This window comes from Streptomyces sp. NPDC093149 (assembly GCF_044754145.1).
In the GTDB taxonomy this organism is placed as follows: Bacteria; Actinomycetota; Actinomycetes; order Streptomycetales; family Streptomycetaceae; genus Streptomyces.
Map to the genome: position 1 here is coordinate 210,204 of NZ_JBIVON010000006.1, position 12,315 is coordinate 222,518.

The 12,315-nt window shown below is 72.0% G+C and carries 10 protein-coding genes; 8 read left to right on the forward strand and 2 right to left on the reverse strand.

Annotated elements, in window-relative coordinates; genetic code table 11:
* Window positions 1–47 precede the first annotated feature (47 nt).
* From ACIQCZ_RS20140 to ACIQCZ_RS20155, 4 genes are all read left to right on the forward strand, one after another.
* Window positions 48–3,338: a S41 family peptidase gene (locus ACIQCZ_RS20140; protein WP_402283808.1), complete on the forward strand. Its 3,291-nt coding sequence runs from the start codon at window positions 48–50 to the stop codon at window positions 3,336–3,338.
* 233 nt (window positions 3,339–3,571) lie between these two features.
* Window positions 3,572–4,729 carry an NAD(P)/FAD-dependent oxidoreductase gene (locus tag ACIQCZ_RS20145; RefSeq protein ID WP_402284177.1) on the forward strand — a complete coding sequence of 386 codons (1,158 nt, stop codon included), beginning with the start codon at window positions 3,572–3,574 and terminating at the stop codon, window positions 4,727–4,729.
* A 34-nt stretch (window positions 4,730–4,763) separates the two neighbouring features.
* Window positions 4,764–5,681, forward strand: a complete 918-nt coding sequence (locus tag ACIQCZ_RS20150; protein WP_402283810.1) for an RNA polymerase sigma-70 factor — start codon at window positions 4,764–4,766, stop codon at window positions 5,679–5,681.
* A 277-nt stretch (window positions 5,682–5,958) separates the two neighbouring features.
* Window positions 5,959–8,208 (forward strand): WD40 repeat domain-containing protein, encoded by a 2,250-nt coding sequence (locus tag ACIQCZ_RS20155; protein WP_402283811.1) that lies wholly within the window; start codon window positions 5,959–5,961, stop codon window positions 8,206–8,208.
* Between the two features lie 36 nt (window positions 8,209–8,244).
* Here ACIQCZ_RS20155 and ACIQCZ_RS20160 read toward each other — a convergent pair whose 3' ends face one another.
* The gene (locus ACIQCZ_RS20160) at window positions 8,245–8,688 is read right to left on the reverse strand and encodes an ATP-binding protein (protein WP_402283813.1); all 444 of its coding nucleotides are present in this window, start codon (window positions 8,686–8,688) and stop codon (window positions 8,245–8,247) included.
* The gene (locus ACIQCZ_RS20165) at window positions 8,685–8,906 is read right to left on the reverse strand and encodes a hypothetical protein (protein ID WP_402283815.1); all 222 of its coding nucleotides are present in this window, start codon (window positions 8,904–8,906) and stop codon (window positions 8,685–8,687) included. Before ACIQCZ_RS20165 ends, ACIQCZ_RS20160 begins: the two co-directional genes overlap by 4 nt.
* A gap of 117 nt (window positions 8,907–9,023) precedes the next feature.
* Here ACIQCZ_RS20165 and ACIQCZ_RS20170 point away from each other — a divergent pair, with 117 nt between their 5' ends.
* The 4 genes from ACIQCZ_RS20170 (at window position 9,024) to ACIQCZ_RS20185 (ending at window position 12,060) form a co-directional block, all read left to right on the forward strand.
* On the forward strand, window positions 9,024–9,902 hold the full coding sequence (locus tag ACIQCZ_RS20170) for a helix-turn-helix domain-containing protein (protein ID WP_402283816.1): 879 nt from the start codon (window positions 9,024–9,026) through the stop codon (window positions 9,900–9,902).
* Window positions 9,859–10,131 carry a DUF397 domain-containing protein gene (locus tag ACIQCZ_RS20175; RefSeq protein WP_402283818.1) on the forward strand — a complete coding sequence of 91 codons (273 nt, stop codon included), beginning with the start codon at window positions 9,859–9,861 and terminating at the stop codon, window positions 10,129–10,131. The genes ACIQCZ_RS20170 and ACIQCZ_RS20175 overlap by 44 nt, the downstream gene beginning before the upstream one ends.
* 89 nt (window positions 10,132–10,220) lie before the next feature.
* Complete coding sequence (locus ACIQCZ_RS20180) at window positions 10,221–11,246, forward strand: threonine/serine dehydratase (RefSeq protein WP_402283819.1); 1,026 nt, start codon at window positions 10,221–10,223, stop codon at window positions 11,244–11,246.
* A gap of 166 nt (window positions 11,247–11,412) precedes the next feature.
* The gene (locus ACIQCZ_RS20185; RefSeq protein ID WP_402283821.1) at window positions 11,413–12,060 is read left to right on the forward strand and encodes a hypothetical protein; all 648 of its coding nucleotides are present in this window, start codon (window positions 11,413–11,415) and stop codon (window positions 12,058–12,060) included.
* Window positions 12,061–12,315: the final 255 nt, after the last annotated feature.

Below are 12,315 nucleotides of genomic sequence, written 5' to 3' on the forward strand. Positions count from 1 at the left end.
CCGCACCACAAGTTGCCGGGGCCCACGCACGCGGAAAGCATTGAAGGGTGAGTGACGACGTCGCGTATCTCCGTTTCCCGCACATCCACGACGATCTGCTCTGCTTCGCGGCCGAGGACGACCTCTGGGTCGCCCCCCTCGCCCCGGAGGGGCAGCGGCCCGACCGTGCCTGGCGGGTGACCGTCGACCGGACCAGGGTCAGCCATCCCCGGTTCTCGCCCGACGGGACCAGGATCGCCTACACGACCTGGCGCAGCCTCGACCCCGAGATCCATCTCGCGCCGGTCGAGGGCGGCCCGGCGCGCCGGCTCACCTACTGGGGATCCACGGACGCCCGGGTCTGCGGCTGGACCCCCGACCCCGGGGACGCCTCGCAGATCCTCGCCGTGTCCTCGCACAACCAGCCGTTCGCGCACATCTCCTGGGCCTACACCGTCCCCACCGACGGCAGCCCCGGCGGCAAGCTGCCCTGGGGGCCCGTCTCCGACATCGCCGTCGCCGACATCGACGGCGAGCGGCGCACCCTGCTGCTGACCGGCAAACCGCCGCACGAACCGGCCTCCTGGAAGCGGTACCGGGGCGGCGCCATGGGCCGGCTGTGGCTGCACGGCAAGCGGCTGCTCCCGGACATCGGCGGACACCTCGACTCGCCCATGTTCGTCGGCGGCCGGATCGCGTTCCTCTCCGACCACGAGGGCGTCGGCAACCTGTACTCCTGCCGGCCCGACGGCAGCGATCTGCGCCGCCACACGGACCACGACGCCTTCTACGCCCGGCACGCCTCCAGCGACGGCCACCGGGTCGTCTACCAGTGCGCGGGCGACGTATGGCTGGTGGACGACCTGGCGTCGCCCGACGCGGTGCCGCGCAAGCTGGAGGTACGGCTCGGCGGTCCGCGCGCCGGACGGCGTACGTACCAGGTGCCGGCCGCCACCAACGTCGACTCGCTGTCCGTGGACGAGACGGGCCGGGCCAGCGCCGTCTGCGTACGCGGCAGCCTGTACTGGCTCACCCACCGCGACGGCCCCGCCCGGACGATCGCCGACACCCCGGGGGTCCGGGTCCGGCTGCCCGAGATGCTCGGCAGCGGCGGCCAGGTCGCCTACGTCACGGACGCGGAGGGCGAGGACGCCATCGAGATCGCGTACCTGCCGCGCGCCAGCGGCGACCGCGAGCCGCGCCGACTGGCCTCCGGACAGGTCGGCAGGGTCCAGGAACTGATCGCCGACCCGGACGGCGAACGCCTCGCCGTCGCCACGAACGACGGACGGCTGCTGCTCCTGGACACCGACGAGGAGACATCCACGGGCGAGCCCGTGGAACTGATCCGCTCCATCAACGGCCCCGTCCGTGACATGGCGTTCTCCCCGGACGGCGCCTGGCTGACCTGGTCCCACCCCGGGATCGGCCGGTCGCTGCGCCAGATCAAACTGGCCCGCATCCTCGGGACGGGATCGCCGGTGATCGTCGACGTCACCAACGGCCGCTTCGAGGACGAGAATCCCGTCTTCACCGGTGACGGCCGCTACCTCGCCTTCCTCTCCTGGCGGGGTTTCGACCCGGTGTACGACGTGCACACCGGGGACCTCTCCTTTCCGCTGGGCTGCCGCCCCTACCTGGTGCCGCTCTCCTCTGCGACCCCCTCCCCGTTCGCCCTGTCCCCGGAGGGGCGCCCGGCGGCAGGCGGTCTCGACCCTGCCGACGACGTCGTCGAAGCCGTCACGGGCGAGGGGCCGTCCACGGTCACGGTGGAGTTCGAGGGGCTGGAGAACCGCGTGACGCCGTTCCCGGTCTCCGCGTCGAAGTACTCGGCCCTGCATCCGGTGAGCGGCGGCGGACTCGTCTGGCTGCGCTGGCCGATCTCGGGCGCGCTCGGCGAGACGTTCGCCAACCCGGCGGACATGTCGGGCCGCCCCACGCTCGAACACTTCAACATCTCCAAGGCCAGGAAGACCGAACTCGTCGGACATCTGGACTCGTTCGCGGTCAGCGGCGACGCGACCCGGCTGGTCGTGGTGGACGAGGGCGAGCTGCGCGCCGTCCCCGCCACCGAGATCGCCGACAGCGACACGACGGTCTACATCGACCTGCGCCGCATCCTGCACGACGTCGACCCCGCGGCGGAGTGGCGGCAGGCCTACGCGGAGGCCGGCCGCATCATCCGCGCGTACTTCTGGGAACCGGACATGTGCGGCATCGACTGGGACGGTGTGCTCGACCAGTACCGCCCGCTGGTCGAACGGGTCGCCTCCCCCGACGAGTTCGCCGACCTGATGCGCGAGGTCCTGGGCGAACTGGGCACCTCGCACGCGTACGTGGCACCGGCCCGCCGCAACGAGGGCCCTCCGCACTACCAGCGCGCGATCGGGCTGCTCGGCGCGAACCTGGTGTGCCGGGACGGCGACTGGACGATCCGGCGCATCCTGCCCGGCGACTCCTCCGACTCCAAGGCCCGTTCCCCGCTGGCCGGTACGGGCATCCGGGAGGGCGCGGTCCTCACCCATGTCGACGGCCGCCCGGTCGACCCGGTGACCGGCCCGTACCCGCTGCTCGCCGCGGCGGGCGGCACCACGGTCGAACTCACCTTCCGGCCCGCCGACGGCGCAGGCCCCTCGCGCCGGGTCGCGATCGTCCCGCTGGTCGACGAACGCCCCCTGCGGTACCAGGACTGGGTGGCCAAACGCCGTGAGGTCGTACGGGAGCTGAGCGGCGGCAAGTGCGGGTATCTGCACATCCCCGACATGGGCGGCTCGGGCTGGGCCCAGTTCAACCGGGACCTGCGCATGGAGGTCTCCCGCCCGGCCCTGATCGTCGACGTGCGCGGCAACGCGGGCGGTCACATCAGCGAGTTGGTGGTGGAGAAGCTCACCCGCACGATCCTGGGCTGGGACCTGACCCGCAACGCCCAGCCGGTCAGTTACGCCTCCAACGCACCCCGTGGCCCGGTGGTCGCCCTGGCCGACGAGGCGACGTCCTCCGACGGCGACATGATCACCGCCGTGTTCCGGCTGCTGAAGCTCGGCCCGGTGGTGGGCCAGCGGACATGGGGCGGCGTGGTCGGCATGACCGGGCGGCACCGGCTGGGCGACGGCACGGTGATCACCGTGCCGATGAACGCGGCCTGGTTCGACACGTACGGCTGGTCGATCGAGAACTACGGCGTCGAACCGGACCTGGAGGCGCTGCGCACCCCGCTCGACTGGGCCGAGGGAAGGTACGCGGTACTGGACGACGGGGTGCGGGTGGCGCTGGACCTGCTCGCCGCGCATCCGGCGGCGACCCCGCCGACGTACGACGACGTCCCGGACCGGCGGCGTCCGCCCCTGCCGCCGCGGTAGGAGAACCGCCCGCGGCGGGGAAGGACGAAGCGGCCACCCCGCGCCGACCCGCGCTCCCGCTCCCGTTCCTGTCCCCGCGCCCGTCCCCGCTTCCGCACCCGTCTCCGTCCCCGCTCCCGCTCCCGCTCCCGCTCCCGCGCGAGTGATCTGGCTCACGCCGTGTCACAGTGAACCTCCGTCCGGTGTCTTGATGCCGAAACCGGGCAACGGACGGAGACACCATGAACAAGAACATGGACAAGAACACCGACGTGGTCGTGATCGGCGGAGGTTACGCGGGCGTCACCGCGGCCAATCGCCTGGCACAAGGCGACAACGTGTCCGTGACGCTGATCAACCCGCGCCCCGACTTCGTCGAACGCATCCGCCTCCACCAACTGGTCGGCGGCACCCATGACGCGGTCGTCGACTACGGGGAAGTCCTGGCCGAGAACATCCGGCTGATGGTCGACAGCGTGGCGACGATCGACGCGGCCGGGCGCAGCGTGGCACTGACGACCGGCGGCACGGTCGGCTACGACTACCTGATCTACGCGGTGGGCAGCGGCAGCGCCGAACCGGACGTGCCCGGCGCGGCGGAGTTCGCCCACCCGATCGCCACTCTGGAAGAGGCGCGGCGGCTGCGGCCGGTCGTCGACGCCGCGCCCGCGTCGGCCCCGGTGACCGTGGTCGGCTCCGGTCCGACCGGCATCGAGACCGCCGCCGAACTGGCGGAGGAGGGCCGCGCCGTGACCCTGGTCTGCGGCCAGGTGCTCGGCCCGTATCTGCACCCCCGGGGCCGGCGCTCGGTCGCCCGGACCCTCGCCGAACTCGGTGTGACCGTGCTCCAAGGCCCCGGCGCGAGGGTGGCGGCCGTGACCCGCGATGCCGTACGGCTCGACGACGGCCGCGAACTCCCCAGCCGGGTCACCGTCTGGGCCACCGGATTCGGCGTTCCGGACCTGGCCGCCCGCAGCGGGCTGAGCACCGACGCCGTGGGCCGTCTGCTCACGGACGAGACGTTGACGAGCGTGGACGACGCGCGCATCGTCGCGGCCGGGGACGCGGCGGCACCGGCGGACGCACCGTTCCGGATGAGCTGCCAGGCCGCGGGCCAGCTGGGCATACGCGCCGCCCGCACGGTGCTCAGCCGGATCGCGGGCGAGCGGCCCGCGCCCCTCAACCTGCGGTTCGCCGGCCAGTGCATCAGCCTGGGCCGTCGCACCGGGATCTTCCAGTTCGCCTCCCTGGACGACCACGCGAACCCGTTCTACCTGGCCGGCCGCCCCGGTGCGAAGCTCAAGGAGTTCGTCTGCAAGTACACCGTCAAGCAGTTGGCGAACGAGGCACGCAAGAGCGCTCCGCGGCCCGAACGCGACAAGGCACCGGCCACCGTCGGGCGGGCGGCCTGAGAGCCGGTGGCAGAGAGCTGAAGAGAGGCGAGACGTGAACGACGACCACGACGACCGCGACGACCACGCCACCGACCCGGCGACCGAGGCTTTCGTCGCCCACCGCAACCTGCTCTTCACCGTCGCCTACGAGATGCTCGGATCGGCGGCCGACGCGGAGGACGTCCTCCAGGAGACCTGGCTGCGGTGGGTCGGGGTCGCCCCGGGGCAGGTACGCGACCAGCGCGCGTACCTGGTCCGGATCACCACCCGCCAGTCGCTCAACCGCCTGCGCGCGCTGTCACGCCGCAAGGAGACGTACGTCGGCCCCTGGCTTCCCGAACCGGTGCTCACCGCGCCGGACGTGGCCGAGGACGTCGAGCTCGCCGAGAGCGTGTCGATGGCCCTGATGCTCGTCCTCGAAACCCTGTCGCCGACGGAACGCGCCGTCTTCGTGCTGCACGAGGTCTTCGACGTCGACTACGACGAGATCGCCGCCGCCGTCGACAAGAGTCCCGCGGCCGTCCGCCAGATCGCGCACCGCGCCCGCCGTCACGTCGACGCCCGCCGCCCCCGTGCGGCGGTCTCGGCGAGCGCGACCCGGGCGGCACTGGAGTCGTTCCGGCGCGCGCTCGAAACCGGGGACCTGCAGGGCCTCCTCGACGTGCTCGCCCCCGAGGTTGTCCTGATGAGTGACGGCGGCGGCGTCAAGCAGGCCGCGCGGCGGCCGGTCATCGGCGCCGACAAGGTGGCCCGCTTCATCGTCCATGGCTCGGGCAAGGCCACAGGCGTACTCACCGTCGGCCCCGCCGTGGTCAACGGCAGCCCCGCACTCGTGATGCGCCTGGACGGCGAGATCGACGGCGTCCTGGCACCCCGGGTCGAGAACGCCCGCATCACCGGCCTCTACTACGTCCGCAACCCGGCGAAGCTGACCCGCATCCGGTCCGAGACCCTGCTCACCCTGCGGTGAACACCCTTCGTCGGCCCGCCCCTCACCCGCACGGGCCCGAGGGGCGGACCGGCGCCGCTCGGTGATCCGGGCCGTCCTCTGCCGCGTGAGGAGCATCACAAGAACCTGTGAGGCGAACTGTTGTACGAACCCTTCGGATGCGGCGAAACTTCCTGGCGCGGGCGCCCGCCGGGCCGATGTCTCCGCGCCCGCTTCCCGCAATTCCCGGCAGGAGTCGCGGTGTTGAGTTCGTACGACCGCTCGGGCGACGAGCGGATGGAGATGGGAGTGTTCACCGTTGAACGGGACTGAGCGGTTCGCCGCTGTGCTGGCCGAGGCTGCGGAGGTGGACGCCCGGCTGTCGGACCCGGCGTTCCTCGTACGGGGGGCTCCGGAAGACGTCCACGCGCTGCTGGACCAGGCGGTGAGCCCTGCGGCGCGGCTGGCCGCGGCGGTGTACCGACTGTCGGACCAGGACCCCCGCCGTGACGCGAGCCCGCACAGGCGACGCGACCTGCTGGCCCTGGCCGCGGCACGGTTCGGCGACCGGGAGCTGTCCCGACGGATCTCCGACGTGCCGGTCGCGGGAGGTCCCGACGTCCGTTGGGTGGTGGACTGGGCCACCGGTTCCGGCGGCCGACTGCACCGGGCCGACCGGTCGCTGCACACGTTGACCGGCCACACCGGCGAGGTGGCGGCGGTGGCGGCGACGGTGCTGGGAGGCCGGGCCGTCGCCGTCACCGGGAGCGCCGACGGGACGGTACGGATCTGGGACCTCGCCACCCGTCGGCAGGTCGGCGCACCGCTCACCGGACACAGGTCCGGCGTCACAGCTGTGGCCGTCTGCCTCGTGGACGGCCGCGCCGTTGCCGTGACCGGTGGCCAGGACAGGACGGTTCAGGTGTGGGACCTGGCTGACGGCCGTCGCGTCGGTGAGCCCCTCACCGGCCACAGCGGCGCGGTGTGCGCCGTGGCCACCGCGATGGTGGACGGCCGCCCGGTAGCCGTGAGCGGCGACCGGGACGGCGTGGTGCGGGTCTGGGACCTTGCCGCGCGTGCGCTGCTGGGGGAGCCCCTCACCGGATCCCAGGGGGCCGTGACCGGTGTCGCCACCGCGGTGGTGGAGGGCCGGACCGTCGCCGTCACCACGGGCTGGGACGAGAAGGAGCGGGCCGTACAGGTGTGGGACCTGGCCGCTCGACGGCCGGTCGGTCCGCTGGACACGGGCGAGGACCGGGAGGCGCGTGCGGTGGCGACCGCCGTGGTGGAGGGCCGCCCGATCGCCCTCACCGCAGGCTCCGACGGGAAACTGCGCCGGTGGGATCTCGCCTCGCGGAAACCGATGAAGAAGGCCCGCACGGGGCCCCAGCAGCAGAGCGTCAGCGTGATCGCCACCACACTGGTCGAGGGCCGGACGGCCGTCGTCACTGCCGGCTGGCTCGACGAGTGCGACCCCTCCCCCACCCTGGAGGTGTGGGACCCCGCCACCGGGGAGGTACTGGATGATCTGGGCCACGGTGCGGATTCCACGATCCTTGCCGTGGCCACCACGGAGGTGGACGGTCGGCCGGTCGTCCTCGTCACCTTCGAGGACATGACGGTCGAGGTGGTGGGGCTGGGCCCCGGCGATCTGTCGGGTTCACCCGTCGCGGGCCACCGCCGGCCGGTGAGGGCAGCGGCGACGGCAGTGGCCGAAGGGCGTCCGATGGCCGTCACCAGCGGCGACGACGGTGCGGTACGGGCGTGGGACCTGGACACAGGTGCAGTCGTGAGCACCGGCCGCGTCCTGGCCGAGCACACCCGGCCGATGAAGGCCCTGGCGACCGCGGAGCTGGACGGGCGCACCGTCGCCCTCACGGCCTGCGACACACTGGTCCACCTGTGGGACACCGCCACCGGTCGCCAGGTGGGCGCTCTCCAGGGTCACACCCTGCCGGTCACGGCGGTGGCCGTCACCACGTTGGAGAAGCGGCCCGTCGCCGTGACATGCGGATGGGACAAGGCCGTTCGCCTGTGGGACCTGACGACACAGCAACCGCTCGGCGAACCTCTCACCGGGCACACCGGCTGGGTGTGGGCAGTGGCGACCACGGTGGTCGACGACCGCCCCCTCGCCGTCACCACCGGCAAGGACGAGACGGTACGGATCTGGGACCTCGCCGCCGGGGAGCCCGTCGGCGAGCCGCTGGCCGGAGGCGACTGGGGCCTGTCCGTGGCGGCGGCCGTGGTCGGGGACCGCCCGGTGGCGGTCACCGGCTGCCACGACGGCACGGTGCGGATGTGGGACCTCGCCGCGCGCCGGCTCGACGGCCTGCTCACCGGACATACCGGTCCGGTCAGGGCCGTGGCTGTCACCGCATTCGAGGGCCGTCCGGTCGCCGTCACCGGCGGCGACGACGCCACGGTCCGGTTCTGGGACCTGCCGGCCGGCCGGCAGATGGGCCCGGAGCTGCTGTTCCCCTCGGAAGTGCGTGCCGTGACGGTGACACCGAGCGGTGGACTGGTGGTGGGCTTCGGCCAGGAGGTCGCGGCCCTGGCACGTCGCTGACCGGGGCACGTACCGCCTGCGGACGGGGGCCCGGCTCTACGCGGTCGGCCCCGCTCCCCCGGAACCGGCGGTGACCGGCTCGTCCACCGCCCGGTCCCACCCCGCGGGCGTCGGCAGCTCGCACCAGACCGTCTTGCCCCGCACCCCTCGGTCCACCCCCCACCGCAGCGCCAACGCGTCCACGAGCGCCAGCCCCCGCCCCGACTCGTCACCGCCCGCCGCGCTCCGCATCGCCGGCCAGGCACACGGTTCGGGATCGCTCAGCCCGACGCGGACACGACCGGTGCACGTGCCGCTGACCCGGAGCGTGACCGGCGTTCCCTCGCCGAGATGCACGATCACATTGGTCAGCAACTCACTGACGCAGAGCAGCAGATCGGGCGAGTCCGCACCCCCGCACCGCTCCCGCAGGATGTGCCGCACCTCCGGTACGGCCTTCGGCACCGCGAGCAGGTCCACCGCGATCGGCAGCGGGCTCATCCACCGGCCGCCGTACGCAGCGCCTCGGCCAGCCGACGCGCGGTGGCCGCATTGCAGTTGCCGAGCGCGACCAGCGGCGTCCGGGGCGCCCACCAGGCGAGCGTCAACGGGTCGACACCCAGCGAGGGCAGGGTGATGCCGTGCGCCGTGAGCGCGGCGCGGAGCGCGTCGATGGCCGGGCCGATGTCGTGGTCGGGGATGACCTGTGAGTCGTCCATGAGGGGCCGTCCACCTTTCGTTGCACACTGTGACGAACCCCTCACACGCTGCCGCACGGAGCTCTACCTTGAAAGGGTTTCCCGCTCCACAACGCACAGCGCGAAAGGTGGTCAAGAGTGGCTACGCGCAAGGAGATCGACGGCTCGGCGGGCGTCCCGCAGTTCTACGGCAAGGAGCTTCGCTTCAAACGGGAGGAAGCGGGCCTGACCCTGGAGAAGCTGGTGGACGGCAGCTTCTACGGCATCACGTACCTGAGCGAGATCGAGCACGGCCATCGCCGGATGCCGGTGGATCTGGCACAGCATGTGGACAGGGTGCTGGGGACGGACGGGTTCTTCCAGCGGCGGTGCGAGGACGTGAGAAAGGCCCGGCGCAAGGGGCACGCGGAGTACTTCGAGCGCGTGCTGGAGGCGGAGAAGCACGCCGAGTCCATCGAGGAGTGGTCACCGTCTGTCTTTCCCGGCCTGCTACAGACAGAGCCGTACGCACGGGCCGTGATCTGCGCCGAGCGGCTGCCGGAACTCCCGGAGGAAACCGACGAGAAGGTCAACGCACGGTTGGAACGGGCGCAGCTCTTCGAAGCCAGTCATCGAACACCGCAGTATTGGGTCGTCCTGAACGAGTCCCTGCTGCGCCTGCCGATCCTGCCATCGCAGCAGATGGCCGAGCAGCTCGATCACATCGCCGCGCTCACCAAGCGGGGCCGGATCTTTACGCAGATCCTTCCGTGGAACACGGGAGCACACGCCCTGATGCTGGGCAACGCCATGGTGCTGGACTTCGCGGACGCGCCTCCACTGGTCTACACGGAGGGCCAGCACCATGGAAATACCGTCGACGATCCGAGCCTCGTGAAGCAGTATCGAAGGTCGTACGATCTCCTGAGGGCCGCCGCCTCGCCGCCGGAGGCATCCCTCGCCATGATCGAAAAAGCGGCAGAGGACTATCGAAATGGTGCGCAACCAATTCGACTTGAACGCCGCCACCTGGCGTAAGAGCAGCCACAGCAACTCCTCCGGCGGCGACTGCCTCGAAGTCGCCGAGGGGTTCGCCACCTGGCGCAAGAGCAGCCACAGCAACAGCAGCGGCGGCAACTGCCTCGAAGTCGCCGACGGTCACCCCGGCGTCGTCCCCGTCCGCGACTCCAAGCGCCCCGAAGGACCGGCCCTCGTCATCCCCGCGTCCGCCTGGACCCCGTTCGTCGAGGCCGTCAAGGCATCCTGAACGCGCATCGTTCCGGGTCCGGAGGCCCGAACCGTTCCACCGGCCGGCTCGTCACCGGCCTCGATCCTCTCCCGGCAGGAGCAAACGACGTGCACCAGCTCACGTACGACGACATCAAGGCCGCCACCGACCGAATCGCCGGGCACGTCCGCCCGGTCACCGTCGCCCCCGTCGACCCGGGAACGATCCGCACAGCTCAGGGCGGCCACCTCGGCGCCCGGTCCGACTGCGAGGTCTGGTTCGCGCTGGAGTTCATGCAGCACACCGGCTCCTTCAAGGCGCGCGGCGCGCAGAACTTCATCCAGGCCCACCGCGAAGCCGGCACCCTGCCGGACGCGGGCCTGACCATCGCCTCCGGCGGCAACGCCGGGCTCGCCTGCGCGTGGGCGGCCCGGCAGCAGGGCGTGCGCGCCACGGTGTTCCTGCCGACCGTCGCCCCGGCGGTGAAGGTGGCCCGGCTGCGCGACCTCGGGGCGGACGTGCGCGTGGTCGGCGCGGAGTACGCCGAAGCCCTGGAAGCATGTGGGGACTTCGCTGCCTCGTCCGGGGCGCTCGCCGCCCACGCGTACGACCACCCGCTGATCGCCGCCGGGGCCGGCACCCTGCTGGAAGAGATCCACGCCCGGATCCCCGGTCTGGACACCGTGGTGGTCTCGGTCGGCGGGGGCGGCCTGTTCGCCGGTGTCGCCACCGCCGCTCAGCATCACGGAATCCGTACGGTCGCCGTCGAGCCGGAGAACTGCCGGGCCCTGAACGCCGCCATTGAGGCCGGTCGCCCGGTCGACGTCCCCGTCGACTCGGTCGCCGTCGACGCCCTCGGCGCCCGCCGCGCCACCGCCCTGGCCCTGCACGCCGCCCGCCGGGACGACGTCCGCTCCGTCCTGGTGCCGGACGGCGAAATCGTCCGCGCCCGCCAGGCCTTGTGGGACGACCGCCGCGTCGCCGTCGAGCACGCCGCCGCCACCGCACTGGCCGCGCTCACCGCTCCGGACCCTGCGAACGGGCCGACGGCACCGAGCCGCGGCTACCGGCCGCACGAGGGCGAGCGAGTCGCCGTGGTGCTGTGCGGGGCGAACACCGACCCGAGCGACCTGGTGCGCCCGGCCGGGAACTGATGTCCGGTGGCCGGCCCGGCCATGACGGCGGCCCCGCAGGTCAGGGGCTGACCGAGGTCGTCACCGCGGGCGGCCGGTCCATCGCTGTGTCGGTCGGTGGCAGAGCCACGACCACCGGAACCCGCTACGAGTATCAATGTCAGAGGTCGTCCCTACACTCCGGCTCATGGGACTTTCGATATCAGTCGGGCTCCTCTACGACCAGGCGCGCAATGACGCCGAGGGGCTCGACCATCACCGCCGTTCGTTCGCCCGCCTCGGCCGGGCGCTCATGACGGAGGGAATCAGCTGGCACGAGCCGGAGATCACCGATCCGGCCCGTGCCCATACCTTCTCCGGCGGGTTCCCCTACGGGTACCTGACCCAGCTGCGCCGCATCCTGGTGCTCACGAACCTCGGCGAGCCCATCACGCCGGCCCCGGCGGTCAGCGAGCGCCAGTACGACCGCGATCTTGAGAAGATCCGGGACGAGATGTCGATGTTCGCCTCCCATCTGCTCTGTCACTCCGACAGTGACGGTTACTACGTGCCGGTCGACTTCGACGATCCGCTCTTCCTCCCCGCCGAGGCGGAGGTCGAGGGCGCCGGCATGGTCGGATCGAGTCAGCGCCTGCTGGCTGAACTCTCGGGCATCGCACCTTCGATCGGCATCAGCCTCGACGACAAGGGCGTTCCCTCCGGCGCGGAGGGGACCGAACCGGCTGTGGGTCCCGCAACCGACGGACCGTTCGAGACAGAGCGTTTCGCCTGGTACGCGCTCTACCAGGCATGCCGGGCGAGCATCGCCGGCGGCCACGCCATCGTGTTCCACTGACGCCCCGTCACCATTGTTCATCCACGGGCGGTGTTGGGGGCGGGAGCGGCGCCGCTCCGGATCGTGATCGGCCCCCGTCACAAAGCCGAATCCGGCAGATCGACCAGCTCACAACCCGATACGCGCCCTGGCCCGCGGGCAGTGGTGTTGTGCGCCGGGCGAGACGGCCCGGCCGACCGGGCATCGGTCAGGGCTGTCCCACCCGGCGCTCCAGCAGCCGGGCGTGCCGACCCGGGGCTACCGGGACGGCACGGC